Annotated in this window: 14 protein-coding genes; 6 read left to right on the top strand and 8 right to left on the bottom strand. The window is 52.0% G+C overall.

Annotated features, from left to right (window positions below; translation table 11 throughout):
- Positions 1-168: 168 nt before the first annotated feature.
- The 3 genes from AAF564_08380 to AAF564_08370 all read left to right on the top strand — a co-directional run bounded on the left by AAF564_08380 (position 169) and on the right by AAF564_08370 (position 5,704).
- Complete coding sequence (locus tag AAF564_08380; GenBank protein MEM8485554.1) at positions 169-1,173, top strand: DUF4097 family beta strand repeat-containing protein; 1,005 nt, start codon at positions 169-171, stop codon at positions 1,171-1,173.
- 228 nt (positions 1,174-1,401) lie between these two features.
- Complete coding sequence (locus tag AAF564_08375) at positions 1,402-4,257, top strand: DUF1549 domain-containing protein (GenBank protein MEM8485553.1); 2,856 nt, start codon at positions 1,402-1,404, stop codon at positions 4,255-4,257.
- Between the two features lie 28 nt (positions 4,258-4,285).
- Positions 4,286-5,704 carry a DUF1501 domain-containing protein gene (locus AAF564_08370; GenBank protein MEM8485552.1) on the top strand — a complete coding sequence of 473 codons (1,419 nt, stop codon included), beginning with the start codon at positions 4,286-4,288 and terminating at the stop codon, positions 5,702-5,704.
- 5 nt (positions 5,705-5,709) lie between these two features.
- Here AAF564_08370 and AAF564_08365 read toward each other — a convergent pair whose 3' ends face one another.
- The 8 genes from AAF564_08365 to AAF564_08330 form a co-directional block, all read right to left on the bottom strand.
- Positions 5,710-6,828, bottom strand: a complete 1,119-nt coding sequence (locus tag AAF564_08365; GenBank protein ID MEM8485551.1) for a hypothetical protein — start codon at positions 6,826-6,828, stop codon at positions 5,710-5,712.
- The gene (locus AAF564_08360) at positions 6,825-7,808 is read right to left on the bottom strand and encodes a hypothetical protein (GenBank protein ID MEM8485550.1); all 984 of its coding nucleotides are present in this window, start codon (positions 7,806-7,808) and stop codon (positions 6,825-6,827) included. The genes AAF564_08365 and AAF564_08360 overlap by 4 nt, the downstream gene beginning before the upstream one ends.
- Positions 7,809-7,846: 38 nt before the next feature.
- A complete protein-coding gene (locus AAF564_08355; GenBank protein MEM8485549.1) occupies positions 7,847-8,398 on the bottom strand; it encodes a hypothetical protein in 552 nt (183 codons plus the stop codon).
- Positions 8,399-8,762: 364 nt separating this feature from the next.
- Positions 8,763-10,103, bottom strand: coding sequence for an amidohydrolase family protein (locus AAF564_08350; protein ID MEM8485548.1), 1,341 nt, complete (start codon positions 10,101-10,103; stop codon positions 8,763-8,765).
- Positions 10,104-10,122: 19 nt separating this feature from the next.
- Positions 10,123-11,613 carry a DUF1501 domain-containing protein gene (locus AAF564_08345; protein MEM8485547.1) on the bottom strand — a complete coding sequence of 497 codons (1,491 nt, stop codon included), beginning with the start codon at positions 11,611-11,613 and terminating at the stop codon, positions 10,123-10,125.
- Positions 11,614-11,659: 46 nt separating this feature from the next.
- Complete coding sequence (locus tag AAF564_08340; protein ID MEM8485546.1) at positions 11,660-14,083, bottom strand: PSD1 and planctomycete cytochrome C domain-containing protein; 2,424 nt, start codon at positions 14,081-14,083, stop codon at positions 11,660-11,662.
- A 54-nt stretch (positions 14,084-14,137) separates the two neighbouring features.
- Positions 14,138-14,929 (bottom strand): DUF1080 domain-containing protein, encoded by a 792-nt coding sequence (locus tag AAF564_08335; GenBank protein ID MEM8485545.1) that lies wholly within the window; start codon positions 14,927-14,929, stop codon positions 14,138-14,140.
- A 133-nt stretch (positions 14,930-15,062) separates the two neighbouring features.
- Entirely contained in the window at positions 15,063-16,682 is a 1,620-nt protein-coding gene (locus AAF564_08330) for a glycoside hydrolase family 44 protein (protein ID MEM8485544.1), read from the bottom strand.
- Positions 16,683-17,072: 390 nt separating this feature from the next.
- On the opposite strand from AAF564_08330, the gene AAF564_08325 reads away from it, so the two are divergent.
- From AAF564_08325 to AAF564_08315, 3 genes are all read left to right on the top strand, one after another.
- A complete protein-coding gene (locus AAF564_08325) occupies positions 17,073-17,828 on the top strand; it encodes an HAD family phosphatase (protein MEM8485543.1) in 756 nt (251 codons plus the stop codon).
- Between the two features lie 52 nt (positions 17,829-17,880).
- Positions 17,881-18,792: a phosphogluconate dehydrogenase (NAD(+)-dependent, decarboxylating) gene (gnd, locus tag AAF564_08320; protein MEM8485542.1), complete on the top strand. Its 912-nt coding sequence runs from the start codon at positions 17,881-17,883 to the stop codon at positions 18,790-18,792.
- A 119-nt stretch (positions 18,793-18,911) separates the two neighbouring features.
- The coding region (locus AAF564_08315; protein ID MEM8485541.1) for a glucose-6-phosphate dehydrogenase at positions 18,912-19,827 on the top strand (916 nt) is incomplete at its 3' end.

Raw genomic sequence — 19,827 nt, 5'->3', positions numbered from 1 at the left:
GCATTTTCATTTCAGGGTATTTTCATTTCAGGGTATTTTCATTTCAGGGTATTTTCATTTCAGGGTATTGTGACAACAACCATCAACTCCACTAAATCCGAGGCTGTAACAAACAACTTCCGGAACCCGTCTGATATGCCATACCAACCATTATAATCCCTTATTCCCATGAGACACGTACGTCAAATGGTACAGTTGCTGGTATTTGCCGGCCTCCTCCTTGCTGTACCAACCACGACCTTTGCACAAAACTACGACCACGACGAAGTTACCTCCAAACGCTTTGATGTAGCCAATGGAAGCCTGATCACCCTCGATGCAGATATGGGTTCTGTTGTTGTTGAAGGGAGCAAAGGCAGCGAAGTTGTTGTCAACATCATCAAAGGTGTAAACAACGTAAGCCGTAACGAAGCTGAAAAACTATTTGATCGTTACGAAATCTCTTTTGACGAACGAGGCAGGGGCCTGGAAATCATTGGAGAATACGACAAACCTCGCGGACGCATCAACTGGCGCAAAAGCCTGAAAGTGCATTATGAGATTCTCGTACCCGAAGATGTAGAAGTCGACCTCAAAACATCTGGCGGCAGCATCCATGCAGAAAATATCGCCGGCGATGTAAACCTGAAAACCTCTGGCGGCTCTATCCAATTGCGTGACCTGGCTGGCAGCGTAACAGCACGTACCAGCGGCGGCTCCATTCAGGGACGCGGCCTGGGTTTTGTTGCGGATTTGCATACCTCTGGCGGCAGCATCAACATTGACGGCGCAGACGGAGCCATTGATGCCAAAACATCAGGCGGCAGCATTAGCATCGCCGATGTAGATGGAACGGTAGACGCCCATACCTCCGGCGGCACCATCCGCCTGCGCGAAATTGCCGGCGCTGTAAACGCGAAAACTTCCGGCGGCAGTATCGAAGCAGAAATTCTCGGCCAGCCCAAAGAAGATATGCGCCTGCAAACCTCCGGTGGCTCCGTAACAATCCACCTGGACGACGACGTCCGCGCTGACCTCGATGCCAAAGCTTCAGGGGGTTCGGTGAGCACCGACTTTGCTGTAGCCGTTCGCGGGACAGTCAAGAAAACCCAACTCCAGGGCGAAATCAACGGTGGCGGCCCGCTCCTCACCCTGCGTACCTCTGGCGGCAGCGTTAAAATTAGAGAGAACTAGAACAGGTTGAAGGTTGAAGGTTGAAGGTTGAAGGTTGAAGGAATCTAAACTTCAACTTTCAAAATTCCTTGTTCGGTGTTCGACATTCAAAAACGGGTTCAGAGACGACTGTTTATAAATAACAGCGATTTCTGAACCCGTTTTTTGTACGCAATTTTTCCTGCTTGCACTTTTCTCACCCATCAACTTTCTTAATAAACAGTACAAAAAACCGAACCCCACTCCTCCATGGAAGCACTGTACTGGATTTGGGAACTGCTTGGCCGGCTTCATCCGCTGATCGTTCATTTTCCTATTGGTTTACTCGTTGTCGCGTTCCTGCTGGAACTGTTGGCTCTTCGCGGCACTCGTGAAGGACTTCGTGACGGCATTTACGCTATGGTGGCTATTGGCGCGGGAACAGCAGTAGCAGCCAGTGTGCTGGGCTGGCTCCTCTCTTTGCCTGGCGGCTATACGGGCAATACGTTGCAATTCCATAAATGGAGTGGGATCGTTACAGCCGTGTTTGCCTGCTTCACCTATGTTTTACTTCGAAAAGAAACGCGCACCCAACAACCCGAAGCCTGGCGAATTTACAGGATTTCATTTGCGATCTGCGTACTTGGCCTTACGCTTGCCGGACACTTTGGGGCGAGTCTCACCCATGGTTCAGGATACCTGACAGAAGTATTACCATGGAATCAGCCTGACAGTAGAGCAGGTGAACTGTTGTCTGCTTTTCAGGCAGTAAACGACGAGGAACTTTCGTCCGGACAACTCGACCAGCTCAACCTTGAAGTACGCGGCCTCTTTGCACACAAATGTTACAAATGCCACAGCACGGAGAAACATGAAGGCGAACTGATCCTTGATAATGAGGAAGATGTTTTTCGGGGCGGAGAAAACGGTGTCATTCTGGTGGCCGGGGATGCCGGCAACAGTGAAATCATCCGCCGGCTCAATTTGCCGCGTGACCACGAAGAAGCCATGCCAAAAAAAGGCAAAGGGCTCAGCAGTGAGGAAATTGCTCTCATCAGCCTCTGGATTGACCAGGGTGCCCACTGGGCAGATGCGGAGCTAAAAGTTTTCCCGGAAGCAGAAATGGCGCTCACCCAGCCACGCCTTCCGACAACCAACACCATAACACATCCCATCGATAAACTCGTCGATCAGTATTTTCAACAAGCACGCATCAGGTGGCCCGATCGGGTTGAAGATGCAACCTTTATCCGGCGCGCCTACCTGGATGTCATCGGTCTGCTACCATCTCCCGATGAAATAAGCGCATTCATGGCCGACACCCAACCAGACAAACGCACCCGTTTGGTTGATGAACTCCTCAATCGTGATGAGGCATACGCGCAGCACTGGCTGAGTTTTTGGAATGATCTACTCCGCAATGATTACTCCGGCACTGGCTTCATCACGGGAGGCCGGCAACAAATCACCACATGGCTCTACTCCGCCCTGCAAGAGAACTGGTCGTACAATCAGATGGTACGCGCCTTGCTAAACCCCGATGCGGCATCTCGCGGATTCATCCGTGGGATACAGTGGCGGGGTTTTGTTAACAACAGCCAGAGCGTACAGATGCAGGCTGCGCAAAATATCTCGCAGTCTTTACTCGGGACAAACCTGAAATGTGCTTCTTGTCACAACAGCTTTGTAAGCAACCTCACGCTCGATCAGGCTTATGGGTTTGCGAGCATTTTTTCAGATTCTACCATGCAGGTTTTTCGTTGTGACAAACCAACGGGCCGCATGGCGAAGCCGGCGTTTATCTACCCTGGCCTCGGCGAAGTAGACGCATCGTCTGTTGAAGAGCGGCTGGTCCAGCTTGCAGAGGTTGTTGTACAACCGGCAAATGGCAGGTTGTACCGGACCATCACCAACCGCGTCTGGGATCGCCTGTTGGGCCGCGGTATCGTTATGCCCGTAGACGCCATGGACAACCCACCATGGAGCCAGGATGTACTCGACTGGATTGCAGCAGACTTTCGCGGCAACAAAGCAGATCTAAAGCATCTTATCAGGCAGATCATGACCTCCGACACGTACCAGCTTGCGTCGGTGCCCGTTAAAGCCGAGCAAGATTTGCTGGCCCATGGCTACCAGTTTAAAGGACCTGCTCGCCGCCGGCTTTCCGCTGAACAATTTGCAGACGCCATGAGCCAGGTATTGGGACCAGTATACCATGGTGTAGCTTTTAACCCGCAAGGCGAGCACACCGAGGCCGGCTGGATCTGGCACCGCGAACGGGTGGTGGATCGGGATGTATTACCCAAACCCGGCAAGCGCTATTTCAGGCACTCATTTACCCTTACAGCAGATACGATTGAACAGGCTGAAGCCCTGGTTGCTGTTGACCACAGCTTTACCCTGTACGTGAATGGCAATGCGGTCGCAACAGGCAAAGACTGGCGGCGTGTGCAACGACTCGACCTGAAACAACACCTCGTTGAGGGTACAAATGTCCTTGCCATTGCCGGCGAGAATGAAGGCGAATTGCCCAATCCGGCCGGCGTGCTATTTAGTTTGCAAGTGACTTCTCCCAAAGGTGCGGTACAACAAATCATTTCCGATGACAGTTGGCGCTCGGTTGCTGAACCGCCCGCAAATGGATGGGAGCAGCCAGCTTTTGATGACAGTACATGGCCGCAAGTACGCCGATACGCAAGCTTCAACCGTAGTCACTGGGGGCAACTGCTTGATTTTCGACACAACAATGATCCATCCGGGCTGCCCTTTGCACGCGCCGCACTCGTGAAACTGGATCCGTTTATGAAAGCGCTGGGCCGGCCAACCCGGGAAAACGTGACCACAAGCCGCGACGATCAGGCTACCTTGCTTCAAGCATTGGAATTAACCAATGGTGTCTTTTTCAATACTGCCTTGCGTGAAGGTGCCCAACAATGGTTCAACCAGTACGCCACCGATGGCAAGGCACTCGTAACCAATATCTACCAAACCGCACTCGGGCGGGAGCCTACCCGCAAGGAGCTCCGCGCCGCACTGGATATCATTGGCGATCCTGTTGACGAAGTTGATCTGCAAGATTTCCTGTGGGCGTTGTTTATGCTTCCCGAATTTCAGTTGATTTACTGATCCTACTTCCATCCTACCGTTCACAACCATGCGAACACGACGCGAGTTTATAAAGCAGATGCAGGCAGCCAGCGCTGCGGCAATGGCCGTCAGCCTACCTGCTGCAACGTTTTTGAGTGGATGCAACGCTGCAGTTGCACGCCCAGCTTCTGCAGACGCCGTCATTCTGCTGTGGATGGCGGGTGGCATGGCGCATACAGAAACGTTTGATCCCAAAGCTTATACGCCATTCGAAAAAGGGATCGAAGCCCAGCGGATTCTAAGCACCTTCCCCTCGCACCCCACAGTTGTTGATGGTATTTCGTTTTCCGAAGGCTTGCAGGAAATCGGATCCGTCATGGATCGCGGGACCGTGATCAGAAATTACAGGGCCGCTGACCTTGGTTTTATTTTGCATTCACGCCATCAGTACCACTGGCACACGTGTTATGAACCGCCACAATCGGTGCAACTACCGCATATTGGCTCCTGGATCGCACGCGAACTGGGGCCGGTGAATCCAGCAATACCGCCTTTCATCAACATCGGGCAACGGTTTACGGTAGGTGAATCGGAAGAACTCAAGGCCTTCCATACTGCTGGCTTCCTCGGCAGCGAATATGGCCCCTTCCTCATCCCCGATCCTTCAAGCGGACTTGACAGTGTGCGCCCTCCCATCGGGATGGACATTAACAGGTTTGAACGCCGCAATCAATTGTACCGAGAGCTGGTCAAGAAAAGCCCAATGGGTGAGCGCGGAAGTGACTACCAAAAAGAGTCTTTATTAAATTCCATGGAGCAAGCATACCGGCTGCTCCATTCCCCCGAGGCGCGTGCTTTTGATCTGCAACAGGAACCCGAAGACAGTTTCAACACCTACAACACAGGCAGATTTGGGTTAGGGTGCCTGCTTGCCAAACGCCTCGTACAGGAGGGGGCCCGGTTTATCAGCGTTACTACGGAATATGAACCATTTATTGGCTGGGATACCCACGAAAATGGGCACACGCGCCTTGCTGGGATGAAAGCACTGATCGACAGGCCCATCGCGCAATTGGTTCGCGACCTCGAAGCCAGTGGCCATCTGGATCGGACACTCATAATCCTGGCAAGTGAGTTCAGCCGCGACATGATCCAGGAAGGCCGGCCAGGTAAACACGTACGAGATCAGGTGCCCGTACCCGACAAGCTGGAAAGCATGAAAAACTACGGGATGCACCGGCACTTTACGGATGGATGCTCAATGCTCATGTTTGGCGGGGGTATCAAACAAGGGTTTGCTTTTGGTGAAACGGCTGCGGAACGTCCATGCAAAACCATTGGTGCACCTATCTACATCGAAAACATTCACCAGACGCTCTATCACGCGTTGGGCATTCCCCCGGAGACCAACTACGAGGTAGAGGGCCGGCCCGTGTATACAACACCTGATGGGCAGGGCGAACCCTTGCTTGAACTGTTTGCTTGAGTCAATTATTCGGTGTACAGGCGGGAAATATCAAAGCCAAGCAAATCGTCCAGATTGGCCCGCTGTTTAGTTTTGAGTTCAAGGGCGAGGTTATACCCAATAACCGGCGGTACGTCGGCAGGTAGCCCGAGGCGTTTTTGGATTGCGTTGGGGTTTTTGAACCAACGTACGCTGAATTCTATGTATTGCCGGAGTAACACGCGCACAATCATTTGCATGTATGCCCATCCGCCATCTGCCTCAACTGCAATTTCCTGCGCACCGTTACGCGCAATGATATGCTGCATACGGCGGCCTGCGGTGTTGATCCATTGCGCCAGTTCCGTTGGCGTGGCATCTGAGCCTTGCCAGGCACCGGCTACAGCATCCAGAGCGGCATAAACACGCTCCCGAAAAGGACTATTGAGTTTGAGACGGCCTATTTTCGCCGCATTAATTCCGCCCAGCAGGGTATCAAGCGCGGTAAAAAGAAATGCTGCGCGCTGCGTTCCTTTCAACTGAAAACCATACGACTGGTTAAAATTCTCTATCGCTATATCAGCTGTCGTATGGTGAGCGATGTGGTTGTATTGCTCAATGAGATTCCACAAGCTTGACAATGCAGACGGTGCGCCTTTGTGCGAAGATAGCTCATTCAACCGTAGCGGATATGGCGACGGTAATCCTTCTGGCACCGACTCCATAAATACCTGACGATAGGGACCAGGCAAGCGAATAATGCTGGGCTTTTGCACAAACGCACATTCTGCCATTTCAGGATCAATAAACCATCCTGGCTTGAACAATCGCAACGCAAGGATTGCATTGCGCGCGTGTTCGATCATGTCATCTTTCAACCGCTCGACACCTTCGATAAAAGGCTCATCAGACACCAGGGGCATTGCAAGTACCAGGCAGGGCGGTGGTTCCGGCCCCATCAGTGGTGCATCTTCCTCTCCAAAATTATCGAGTACTTGCTGAAATCGCTCCAGCCAGGCCTCCGACTTCTGCAATAATCGCCACTCCTCCTTGTAAGGAATCATTACACGGACTGTCCCGCCAATCATACCTACATCCTGGCTATCCATTTTGGCGCCCCAAAGGGGGAAATAGCCATACAATATGTTGGGAGGCCGCTGCGTCATGCCATCACCTCAGCTTGCCGAAGTTGTTCGTGCAGTATCTCGTGATATGTGCCATCTTCATACGCGCGTTTTAGCAAACCGGCAAGGGTCTCCGAACCAGACCGCCCAACATTCAATGCCAGTGCTTTGAGTAAAACCTCCCGTAACAACATCCTCCCGAGTCGTAAAGCTTGCTGGTCTCCACTGCTCAGGTCTGCCATCGTCATCTGGCCATGGAGCAAGTTTGTGCGAAGCCGATAAAGGCCGGCATACGACTGTGCCAACCCTGCAACGCCGCTGTGGGTAGGGCTGACAAGGGCAGCGGCGTGCTGGCCAAAAGCAGCAACGGGATCAGGTGCCTGCTCCTCAGCAGAATCCAGCACCAATAGGTTCTCAAGGGCAGACGTGCAGTGAATAAAGTCGTTCACATGATGCACGCTCTGCTGGTCCCACCAGGCGTCCGGGCGAGCTGTTCGAATGAGGGTTTCCAGGCCGGCTTCAACACCAGGAAAATATCCGGCCTCGTGCAATGCCCCCTGGGCCGGCAAAAGGTCGTAAGCTACCTGTAGTGCTTGAAATGCCACTTCGTCAAACTCGTAGTCCGTTCGATTGCCGTACAATATCCATTCGCGTTCAAAAGGCCCAACGAGACGATACGTGGCCACGCCGGCTTTTAAATTCACCCGCACGTAGTGCACAGAAAGCTGGGGATCAGGGATCAGCGGCACGCGCGCATCAAGCAGCAAGGCAAGATAAAAACGGCCAAGCCGCTCACCCACCTGTTTAAGGACGCTTTTGAGGTCGCCTTCCAGTTCAGCTTCGCCGATGTAAAACACCGGGCGTGCATCGTTAAACTTGTCTTCGCTCTCAGGAAATGAGGGGTCGAGTTCACACCACTCACCAAAATACAGGTAAGTCACCCGACCATCAATCACTTCATATGACGACCGTCCGGGTGCAAGCTGTACACCGGGTAAATGTGCAAACCATTGTACATGCATGGTATTTACCTACGCGTGCTTAATGAGCACTACATCTATTACACCCAATCAACACACGGTATGTCGGCGGCCCGCATCCACTTTAGTAATTCCATCACTTCATCTCGCCGACCCGTTGCTACCCTGATTCTATGACCGTTTTTGAAATGTATAAACAGCCAAACGGGAATAGGCAGTATATGCTGAATACGGGCCATTGCTGTCCAGTTTCTAGTTATTCTTAATCGCGTGATATAGTCAAAAGGATATCCAGTTTGCTTTCCCTGCTTTCGTATTACTTGCGCAGACACGCTAATCTCAAAGTTACCCATCTCCTTTTGCCGGCGATAACTACGCCACTGACACAGAATGCCCAATAGAAAAACAAAGGTGCCAGACAACAGGGTGGAGGAGTGTATTCTCCCACTTGGCAACTCCCAACCGATAATTACGATGCTGGCATAAATGAACAGCATGCCCACAACAAACAATACAATTGTTACAAATCGGCCTGAAGTGGCACAAAGTAAATCACCACGTTCGTCGACCGATACGCTACAATTCGGGTTGTTTATAAATTCCTGTTGTGTGGATGACTCAGAAATGCTCACGCTATCAGTAATGTGATGCGATACGTACCCCTTACGGGGCTACAATCAATACGGATAAAAAACTATTATGCGATGCCGTGCTGGTCATGAGCAAAAAAGGCAACCAGTAGCAACGCGCGCTGGCTTTCCCTGTGCATAATGTCTGGCATGACAGCACACTTTTATATTATATCGACTAAAGCTGTTATAATTACAATGACAGAGATATGGGCGTAGGATACGTACCGTAACCGGATATTTAAATGCCCTCTTTTTGGAGACAGCTTGCAGTATTTAGATCAATAATTTCTGGCAGAACCAGGCAGAATGTATACTACCCGGTTCTTACCAGAAAAGGCCGTTTGCTGAAAGATTATAATCAGGCTTAACCGCGAACACGTGCGGCGATGCTTGAGAGTTCAGCTTCAATGTCTTCTGCAGAGAGCCATCTACCTCGCGTCATAACGCCGGCTGGCGCCTTCAAATTGCCTACGTTTTCAAGGGGGTTCTTATCCAGCAACACCAGATCAGCCCGATGTCCTGCGGCCACAAGACCAAACGTATCCTGTTCTTTGAAATAGTCACCCACGTAAACTGAACCGGTTCGAAAAATCTCAAAGGGTGACATCCCGGCATCCGCCATCCGCGCCAACTCGATGTGGATTGAAAAGCCTGGCACACTGAACTGTTGCGGCGCATCTGTACCCATTAAAATACGGGCACCCCCTTCATTTAGGGCGCGCAGAATCCTGTTACGATTTTCAATCCGGTGACCGGATGTAACAAGATCCAGGCCGGGGTTCGCGAGCCGGCTCCGGTGGGAGTTCATCCAACTGGCGACGATTTGCCGGGGCATATATTTTAGTTCTGGCAAGTCACTCACTGCTTCCATCGGTGTAACCCCATACAGGTGCTCCCATAGCACCATTGTGGGTACAACCCACGCCCCAGAATCAACAGTAAGCTTTACTACTTCAGCAATGGCTTCATCGGATGCCGGCTTATTGGTACCGTCTACGTGAATCGCATAGCCATCCAAATGGTCGAAGGTCTCCTGTCCCATTGCTATTGCGTGTGCCAGCCCAACCTCAGCCGGCACGTGGCCGCCGAAGCGAATGTCGAGTTCGTTGGCGGTCTCTGCCATGGCATCAAATTCTTCACGGGTGAGGCCCGGGTGCACTTTGAGCAGATCCCATCCTTCCGCTTTCTGAAGCTTCACTTTCTCGACAGCTTCTTCGGGCGAGTTGACAGATCCCCCATTAAAACTTGGGCCGGCCAGATACAGGGTTGGGGAAATGATTTCGCTGGCATTTGCGCGGGCTTTGATAGCGAGTTGCCCGTCATGGCCGAGCATCCCCCGCACTGTTGTTATGCCATTAGCAACGTACATAAACAAGACGGATGCAATGTATGCATCTGACTGGTTAGGCGGGGGGATATGACCATGCATCTCGGCAAGTCCGGGCATGAGGTATTTGCCATCGCCGGCGATGGTTTGCGCACCATCAGGGATTTTGGCCGATGCCGCATCTGAAATGGAATGAATACGATCACCAACCACCAGCACCGTCTGATTTTCCATTATACGTTCCGCGTCCATCGGAACCACGTGAACATTTTTAAATGCATAAACCTCACCGTTATCCAATGCCTCTTTCATGGCAGATTTCTCTGCGCTGCATCCGGTAAAAAGCGCCATTAGAGCAATTAACAGGGGCAGTCTCATGGTTTAACCTCGTTTTTTCTCAAGCAATGATTTCATTTATAACTTTTCCGCTTACATCGGTGAGCCGGAAATCTCGGCCTTGAAAGTGGTAAGTTAGTTGTTCGTGGTCCATGCCTAATTGATGTAAGATGGTTGCTTGCAAGTCGTGTACGTGCGCGCGTCCGCTTACACCGGAGTAGCCAATTTCATCGGTTTCACCGTGCGTATAGCCGGCTTTTAACCCGCCGCCGGCCATCCACATCGTAAATGCATCGCCTTGATGGTCGCGTCCCACATAAGGGTTGTCGGTACCCGTGCGGTTTTCCAGCATCGGTGTCCGTCCAAATTCGCCCCCCCAAACAATGATAGTGTCTTCAAGTAATCCGCGTTGTTCGAGGTCGGTAAGCAAAGCCGTGGTCGCCTGGTCTGTTTCTTGGCAGCGCTGTACAAAACCATGCAGGAGCCCTTCATCTTTCCCGGCACCGTGTGCATCCCATCCCCAATGGAAAAGCTGCACAAAGCGCACCCCACGTTCAACCAGTCTCCGGGCAAGCAGGCAATTGTTTGCATACGAGGATTTCCCCGGCTCGGTACCATACATGGTGTGGATGTAGTCAGGTTCTGTTGAAAAATCCATGGCTTCAGGCACAGACATTTGCATTTTGAACGCCATTTCGTACTGGGCTATCCGCGACAGTATTTCAGGGTCTCCTACATCAGCGTGCTGGATTTCGTTAATTTTATTGATGGTACTGATAGATTGCCGGCGCAGGTCGCGACTCATGCCATTAGGATCAGATAGGTACAATACCGGATCCCCTTCCGAACGGCATTGCACACCCTGATATACCGTCGGTAGAAATCCGCTACCCCAGGCACTTTTGCCAGCACTTGGTTCATTTTCCCCAGACACGAGCACCACAAAGCCAGGCAGGTTTTCATTTTCCGTCCCCAACCCATAGCACACCCATGACCCCATACTTGGACGGCCGAGGCGTGGCGAACCAGAGTGTAACAAGAGCTGCGCCGGCGCGTGGTTAAATTCATCCGTATGCAGCGCTTTCAGGAAAGTCAGTTTGTCAGCCTGGGTTGCCAGGTGTGGCAACCGATTCGAAATCCACGCACCCGACTCACCGTGCTGCTTGAACGTTGCCTGTGGCCCCAGCATTTTCGGTACGCCCTTGATAAATGCAAACCGCTTGCCTTCCAGCAACGACTCAGGACACTGTTGTCCGTGTAGTTTTGCCAAATCCGGCTTGTAGTCGAACAGCTCAAGCTGAGAAGGTGCACCGGCCATGTGGAGGAAAATCACATGCTTTGCCCTGGCCGGGAAATGAGCGGGTAATACGCCCAGGGGGGTATTTCGGCCGGCAGCTGCAACAGGCGTAGCTGCAGGACCACATCCCATCAACGAACCGCCCAACATCGAACTGAGTGCAGCTGCACCCAGCCCTGTTGTGCAATTCCGTAAAAAATGGCGTCGTGTGATGTAGCGCAATCGTTCCTGTTGCGCTTCTTTCGCCAGACTCATGCTGTTTCCTGATTAATAGTGCTCAAAAAGGGGTAAAACCAACAATTTAACCTTTCATGATGAACTCATCGAGGTTGAGAATCGCATTGGCAACAACCGTAAAAGCGGCAACCTGTGGATCTGCAACCAACGCAGCCGGCGCTGCTACCGTGGAACTTGCAATAGCCGGTGTGTTGCCCCGCATAACGTCATTCCCGCCACGATCCTGGGCCTCAAAATAGGCCTCCCTGTATAGCGTTCGCAGTGCAGCCAGTTCAGCTGGCACAGGATCGCGAACAAGGGCAAGTTTAAATGCACGAATCAACTGCCCATCCAATGCTTCGATGCCCTCTTCCAGCACCCGCAACGCCAGCGCTTCCGCAGCTTCAACAAAGACAGGATCATTCAACGTAACCAATGCCTGTAATGGTGTATTCGTCGTAATCCGACGCGATACGCAGAGCTCCCGACTTGGGCTGTCAAAAGCCATCATACTCGGATAGGGTGCAGAGCGGCGCCAGTAGGTATATAAACCCCGACGGTGCCGGTCCTCGCCTTCACTGACTTCCCACGTCATGCTGCTATACGGTGCATTCCAAATACCTGCCGGCTGGTATGGATAGACGCTGGGGCCATACATTTTGTCGCTCAACAAGCCACTGACAGCCAGGGCCTGGTCGCGGATTTGCTCAGCAGACAAGCGGATCCTGGGGCCACGCGAGAATAACCGATTGTTGGGATCTATTGCCAACTTTTCTAATGCGCCGTCGAATGCTTGCCGGTAGGTAGCCGACATAACTATTTCTTTCAAGAAGGCTTTTACACGCCAGTTGTGGGTCCTGGAAAATTGCAATGCCAGCCAATCCAGCAGTTCAGGATCACTCGCGGCGAGGCTCTGCGTACCAAAATCTTCCGTTGTCTCAATAATCCCTATCCCAAACAGCTGCTCCCAAAACCGGTTAACCATCACCCTGGCCGTCAGGGGGTTGTCTCCATCTACAATCCACTTGGCCAGCGATAAACGATTGCGCGGCGCATCAGCAGGGAATGCAGGCATTACCGCAGGCGTGCCGGGCGCTACAACTTCAAGCGGATCAAGGAAATTCCCCCGATTCAACACACGGGTATCGCGAAGACCGGCACCTGTTATTTCCTGGTAGATCGGGGTGCGTGATTCAGGCTGGATATTGGTGAGACTCTCTACTTTCTCTTGCAGCGCCGGCAGCGCCGCAACATCAACAACAGACAAAAGGGTATCAACCTGGATCCCTAACGCGTGGTGCGCAATCTCCAGGTTTTGCTGCTTTGCCAGCCATGAAACGAGCGCTTCAACATCAGCACGGTTCGAATCAGCATAGGTTTTAAGCGTGGGCGATTCATCCGGCGTATCCTGATCTGCCGTGTTGTTGAAGAACGCCAGGAATTCGTAATACTCCTGCTGGGTAAACGGATCGTAGGGGTGACTGTGGCACTGCACACAGGCCATCGTGGTACCCATCCAAACTTCCCAGGTGGTATTCGTTCTGTCGATGACAGAAGCCATCCGAAATTCTTCATCATCTGTGCCGCCTTCGTCGTTGTTCATTGTATTCCGATGAAACGCGGTGGCGATGAGTTGATCTTCAGTTGGATTGGGCAGTAAGTCGCCGGCTAGCTGCTCGACGGTAAACGTATCAAAAGGCAAATCGCGGTTGAACGCTTGAATAACCCAATCCCGGTACTTCCAGATGGTTCGCGGGCCATCTTTTTCATATCCTTTTGAATCTGCATACCGCGCAAGATCCAACCACATGGCGGCCCACCGTTCGCCAAAACGAGGTGAGGCGAGGAGTTCGTCTACAACTTTTTCATACGCGTTCTCAGATAGATCTGCACAAAAGGTATCAACGGCTTCGGGCGCCGGCGGAAGGCCCGTCAAATCGAGCGAAGCGCGCCGCATCAGTGTAGTACAGGTTGCCTCTGGCGCCGGCTGCAACCCCGCCGCTTCCAGGCCAGACAGCACAAAACGATCAATCCCATTTTTGGCCCACTGACGATTTCGATTTTTGGGTAGCTGCTTTTCTTCAGGCGCTACGTAGGCCCAATGGGTTTCCCAGGCAGCCCCTTCAGCAATCCACGCCTCCAGAATCTCTATTTCGTGTTCTTCTAACGCAGGGTGATCCAGCGGCATACGCTCTTCCGGATCAGTGTGACGCACACGGCGAATGAGTTCGCTTTCATCTGGCGCGCCCGCGATAAATGCCGGCTTCCCCGACTCGTTTGGCCGGAGCGCCTCTTCTGCAAAAAGCAGGCTAAATCCACCCGCCTGTCGCACCCCTCCATGACAGGCCAGGCATTTGTCATTTAGAATCGGTCTTACATCTTTATTATAAGATATTGCATGCCCGTCGCCCGCAAGCCATGCGGGCGGACTAATCCACCACAAACTCCCTGCTACGAGTAACGCAAACAGGGTAATCACCAGCATCTTGTTTTTTGCAAACCAGGACATATCGCTATACTAAACGTTACATGGAATGAACACCCGAGGCCAGAGGGTGTCTACCTAAAGGGTTCGGAGCCAGATATTTCTAAACCGGACGGGGTGGTCGTGGTCCTGAATAGAAATGGGTAATGCATGGGGGTGTGTTTTGTAAGCGGGCCGGTTATGATGACCCGTAGGACCCGTAAGCGGCACATGATTTTGTACCAGCACACCATTGTGCAACACGGTGAGGGTAGCAGGCTGCTGCAAACTTCCGTCGGGCGCAAAACGGGGTGCGCGAAAAATAATGTCGTATACCTGCCATTCTCCCGGAGGACGAGACGCATTTACGAGCGGGGGATATTGACCATATACAGCTGCCGCTTGTCCATCCGGGTACGTCTGGTTTTCATAAGAATTGAGGATTTGCACCTCATACAGTCCCATCAGAATCACGCCACTATTGCCATTATCCTGGCCTTCGCCTTTGGGGGGATTGGGGGAAGCCCACTCAAGATGCAATTGTACATCACCAAAGCTATCGCGGGTTTGGATCCCGCCGGCTCCGGGCACAATTTCGATGTATCCATTGTCCACTTTCCAGCCCGCAGCTTCTCCAGAGCTGCTTTCCCAAGCCTGCAGGTCTGTTCCGTCAAAAAGCACAACCGCATCAGCAGGCGGCAGGGCGGGCATCTGTACGCCGATGCCTGTATCGATTACGCTAGGTTGGGGGCGATTTTTATCATGAATCGCCCAATCTGCCGGCGGCTCATATTGTGCAAACGCAATTGAAGCAGGCAGCGCAACCAAAACAACAAGCGCTAAAGCAGCGCGGTATACACCCTGCAAATGTGGTGTGACGTGGTGAATCATGGTTAACTTGCGAAGGTAACGGGGTGTCTAAATATGACACCTGTTACCTAAACCTGCAAGCATTCATGGTGCAAATATCCCTAATAAGGACCGTATAACAGGATATTGCCGCCGCAAAACCAGATCTACCAGCTTATTTCACAACAAAGTGTGCAGCTGTCAACGCCGGCACGGTGTAGGTAAGCTGATTATTTGCACCAACAGCAACATCCCGCTGTGCCTGGATAAGTGGGCTCGTTGCGTTGAAATAGTAAACATCTGCCTCATCAAAAGAAGCATCAGCAGCTATATCAAACGTGAAGGTGGCGTTTTCTGTTGGATTTTTGTTTATCGCAATAATATGCAGCTGTGACGCATCATCACCATGGATGGAAGCATAGACAGACTGTTCCGTTTTGTCCGCCAGGTCAACAGCTATCCGCGTATCACCATACGTGCTCAGTTGGCCATCGTAGTTACGATACAGGTTGAAAGCCGAGCTGACGTATGTGTTATTGTCTTCGAGTTGCCACAGCGTTGCGAGATGAACGTCTTGCTCGCCAAATACACCAAGCACATCAGCGTTGGCCAACCCGCCCGAAACAGAAGCTGAAGCGCCATAATTGTATTCAGTGATCGCCAGTTCGGTGCCGGGGTAGTATGTCTCGATAGAGGCCTTGAGGGTAGGCAGCAGGGGCAGGTAAGCCTGTTTCCACTCGCCAATCCAGCTATTTTCTACATAAGATCCATCCCACAATGTCCGTGGCGCTTGCAAACGGGCTTCCACATCATTGGCAGTCAGGGCGGTGCTAAGTGTGATGCGACTGTCTCCCTGCGCTTCAGGGTACCAGTGTACATCCAGCACATCGAGCAGTCGGATTCCATGTTGTTGCTCTGCTTCGCGCATCCGATCAAGGTAGTAGTCGATGAACCACTGCCCCCGCTGCTCCTGCGCCCAGTCGGGTGCGCCCTGGAGGGTCTCAAAAGCGGCAAATCCGTACAAAGCCGGCCCAACAATTTGGGCATCCGGATCCACCGCTTTCACGGCCAGTGCCATTTCTATGGAGCGATCTACCAGGTCTGCAGCATTCAGGTGCTCAGGGTGAATACGCGGATGGGTTTCAGACCAGAGCCCGGGCTCATTGTCCATCGAGTACCAGCGTACGCCCTGATCCGTAGCGGCAGATCCAAAACGATCAACCATGAATTGCACAAATTCGTCCATATACACCATATCGTCTGACAGATCCGGCGTTGCGGCAAAAGGGGCACCTTTGCTTGCCTGTACCTGCTTCCACCTGCCAGAAGGCGCTGTTTGTGTGGCTGGGACAGTACCGCCCTGATCTGCCGAAACGTAGCCGGCCAATTGTAATGTGATTATCGATTCTGCACCAATAGCAAGCGAGCGGTCGTGAAACGTCGTCATTACGCGCCCTGGCTCACTGCCTGCTTGCAGACCAAAAATGGACAACATATAGGTATCGCTGGAATGCATCCAGTCGCTGCCGGCGTTGGAATAATCGTTCTCCCAGTTATACCCGGTCATTCTGTTGCCACCAATCCGTCGGACCGTCCACAAATCGTTGTCGCTCAAATCCTGGTTTGATCCATAAATGTACCTGGAAATTGGTTGCCGGCCTTCATTTGCCTTAATCGCAACTGGAACCTCGCGGCCTGGAGGGGGCTGCATTGGCGGATCTTCCATTTCCGGATCCGTTCCAGAATCACATCCAAAAGCCAGAAGAAGGACAAGTACCAAGCTTATTTTCTGCATAACAGTATGCTATGTTTATATCGGAGCGGGGCTATACATAGATATTCTTTTAAACCCGCATTTCTATGCACAGGGAATGCCAATAATTTAAAATTTCGCAGGTAACAATAAAATATTTCTTTTTTTGCCCTACGCCAACTTTCTCCCGGCATAGCATTTTCTTATTTAAGTTGTTGCTTTGTTTGTCGAAATTCTGAGCAATACACGTGTAGTCCTGTAACAGGTAGTATGCACAACTACCCGAGCAATACAGCTTCTACGCAACTTTTATTGTCTGAGTATATAACGACAAGCTGTAGCAGCCTCACGGCAATTTTAAACGAACAAAAGCCGCAATGCGCCGCTTCTCCGATGGGGCGTAGCACTGAGGGGTTTTCAGCCAAAGAGCAAATGAGTCACATAAAAGCATTTCTGTTCGACCTGGATGGGACCCTGGTGCAGACAGAGCGTCTGAAGGCCCTCTCCTATGCCAAAGCTGCGCAGGCCCTGGCACCTGAACGGATCGTAGAATCAGAAGTGCTCGAAGCGTTCAAGTCTGTTGTTGGCAGATCCAGGATGGAAGTAGCTACACAATTGATGACGCAATTTGAGTTGGCAGAAGCTGCAAAATCGCAAATGGATGCACACGCAGCAGGCTCAGCTGTTGAAGCATTTATAAATATTCGCCTTGGCTTTTACGGACGCATGATCGATGATCCGCTTGTGATCCAAAAAAGCATGTGGCCGCACAACATCGCACAATTATATAACGCAGTGGCAGCCGGCTACAAAACCGGCCTCGCAACGATGTCGCATCGCCCGCAAGCAGCGCGGGTGCTCGAAGTACTCGGCCTGACCAAGTGTTTCGATTTTACGGCGACCAGAGATGATGTTGAGCAAGGCAAACCTGACCCAGAAATTTATCACCTCGTTTCAAACGCACTTGAGGTGAACCCCGAAGCGTGTCTTGTGTTTGAAGATTCTGTCTCGGGTGTAGCTGCTGCACGCGCGGCCGGCATGCATGTCATTGCCGTTAGTACACCATTTACAAAGAAGACGCTTGAAGAAGCCAAATTAATTCCTGCGGAGCAGCTTATCCACGATCCCGAGGCATTGCCGGGGCTCGTTGAGCGCATGGTAAATAAACCATCGGAACTGGCTGCCTGATTGATTACAACCCCTAAAGAACACATACATAATGGAGCTAAAAAAGAAAACCATGCAAATTGCAATGATTGGCCTGGGCAAAATGGGCGCAAACATGACCGTCCGCCTGCTCAACGATGGCCACAGTGTGGTAGCATTCGACCTCAACGAAGAAGCCATTGCCCAAGCAGAATCAGCCGGCGCGACGGGCGCGCGCACCCTGGACGAAGTGGTAGAAAAACTTGCTGCTCCACGCGTTGTGTGGGTTATGGTACCTGCTGGCAAACCAACAGAGAGCACCGTCCAGGCACTGTCTGAAAAGCTATCGCCTGGTGATGTGATCATTGACGGTGGCAACAGTAACTTCCACAACACCATGCGCCGCGGCGAAACGGTTGAAGCGAAAGGTATTGGCTTTGTAGACGTAGGTACGAGCGGCGGCGTTTGGGGCCTCAAAGAAGGCTACAGCATGATGGTTGGCGGTAGCGAAGAATCTGTTGCTAAAGTCGCGCCGGCCCTCGAAACGCTGGCACCCGCAGCCGACAAAGGCTGGGGCCACGTTGGTCCAATCGGCTCTGGTCATTATGTAAAAATGATCCACAACGGCATCGAGTATGGTATGATGCAGGCCTACGCAGAAGGCTTTGCCCTCATGCGCAAACGCGAAGAGTACGGCATTGACCTCGGTCAGGTGGCCCAGATCTGGCGTTACGGTAGCGTGGTTCGCTCCTGGCTACTCGACTTGACTGCAGAAGCACTCGAAGAAAATCCGGACCTCGACGGCATTGCTGCTTACGTAACGGATTCAGGTGAAGGCCGCTGGACAGTCCAGGAGGCTATCGACCAGGACCTTTCTGCACCGGTGATGACCCTTGCACTTCTCCAGCGCCTCCGTTCGCGCGAAGAAGAAGGGTACACCGAAAAACTCCTCTCTGCCATGCGTAACAAATTTGGTGGACACAGCATTAAAACTGCACAGGATTAATACTGGCTGATCATGAGGTGATGTGATCTGGCTTTATCTGGCCGGTCACATCGCCTTTTGGTCTTTTAGCATCCCATTCATCTCCCATAACTCAAAGCGAGATCATGCATTCAGAGCACGTGGAACCGCATCTTTTCATTGTCTTTGGAGGAACCGGCGACCTGATGCGGCGCAAACTGCTGCCGGCCCTCTTTCGCCTGTCCAACAAATACGAACTGGGCGACCAATTCAAAATTCTCGGCGTTGCCCGTAGCACAGACTATGACGACGCATCGTACCGCGATTTTGCCAGCGATGCCATTCACGAGTTTGTAAGCGGCGCCAATGGCAGCGCAAATGACTGGGCGCAAAACTGCATGTACTACCAGTCTATTGGCAAAGGGACAGAAGAAAGCTTCGCACAGCTCCGTCAGAAAATCGAGCAGATCGAAGCAGAAAACAACCTGTCTGGTAACCGCGTGTTTTACCTCGCGCTTTCGCCAGTTGCGTTTAAACCAACCATCAACGGACTTGGCAACGCAAACCTCAACGAAAGCGCCGGCTGGACGCGGCTGGTTATTGAAAAGCCTTTTGGCCACGACCTCAAAACAGCGCAAGACCTGAACAGCACGGTCCACGCCAACTTCAACGAGTCGCAGGTATATCGCATCGACCATTACCTCGGCAAAGAAACGGTCCAAAACCTGCTCGCTTTCCGGTTTGCCAATCCGCTCTTTGAATCTGTATGGAATCGGGACCGGGTTAAGAATGTCCAGATTACGGTGGCGGAAGAACTCGGTGTGGGTACGCGTGCCGGCTACTACGACAAGTCGGGTGCCCTGCGCGATATGGTACAGAATCACCTGACCCAATTGCTAACCATCACGGCGATGGAAGCGCCGGCTGCTTTTGAGGCTGATGCCATCCGCGATGAAAAAGTAAAAGTGCTCCGTTCGATCAAGCGCATCGATCCGGCAGACGTTATTTTTGGACAGTACGGTCCGCTTCAAAACAATGGGCACAGCCTACCGGGCTACCTCGATGAAAACGGCGTTT

The organism is Bacteroidota bacterium (assembly GCA_039111535.1).
GTDB lineage: Bacteria > Bacteroidota > Rhodothermia > Rhodothermales > JAHQVL01 > JBCCIM01.
The sequence above is the reverse complement of the archived record's forward strand: the minus strand, read 5'-3'. Positions and strand labels throughout refer to the sequence as shown.

Excerpts from the sequence above, each read along its gene's own strand:
- AAF564_08380 (MEM8485554.1), top strand. The coding sequence starts at position 169 with ATGAGACACGTACGTCAAATGGTACAGTTGCTGGTATTTGCCGGCCTC.
- AAF564_08375 (MEM8485553.1), top strand. The coding sequence starts at position 1,402 with ATGGAAGCACTGTACTGGATTTGGGAACTGCTTGGCCGGCTTCATCCG.
- AAF564_08370 (MEM8485552.1), top strand. The coding sequence starts at position 4,286 with ATGCGAACACGACGCGAGTTTATAAAGCAGATGCAGGCAGCCAGCGCT.
- AAF564_08365 (MEM8485551.1), bottom strand. The coding sequence starts at position 6,828 with ATGACGCAGCGGCCTCCCAACATATTGTATGGCTATTTCCCCCTTTGG.
- AAF564_08360 (MEM8485550.1), bottom strand. The coding sequence starts at position 7,808 with ATGCATGTACAATGGTTTGCACATTTACCCGGTGTACAGCTTGCACCC.
- AAF564_08350 (MEM8485548.1), bottom strand. The coding sequence starts at position 10,103 with ATGAGACTGCCCCTGTTAATTGCTCTAATGGCGCTTTTTACCGGATGC.
- AAF564_08345 (MEM8485547.1), bottom strand. The coding sequence starts at position 11,613 with ATGAGTCTGGCGAAAGAAGCGCAACAGGAACGATTGCGCTACATCACA.
- AAF564_08340 (MEM8485546.1), bottom strand. The coding sequence starts at position 14,083 with ATGTCCTGGTTTGCAAAAAACAAGATGCTGGTGATTACCCTGTTTGCG.
- AAF564_08335 (MEM8485545.1), bottom strand. The coding sequence starts at position 14,929 with ATGATTCACCACGTCACACCACATTTGCAGGGTGTATACCGCGCTGCT.
- AAF564_08330 (MEM8485544.1), bottom strand. The coding sequence starts at position 16,682 with ATGCAGAAAATAAGCTTGGTACTTGTCCTTCTTCTGGCTTTTGGATGT.
- AAF564_08325 (MEM8485543.1), top strand. The coding sequence starts at position 17,073 with ATGAGTCACATAAAAGCATTTCTGTTCGACCTGGATGGGACCCTGGTG.
- gnd (MEM8485542.1), top strand. The coding sequence starts at position 17,881 with ATGCAAATTGCAATGATTGGCCTGGGCAAAATGGGCGCAAACATGACC.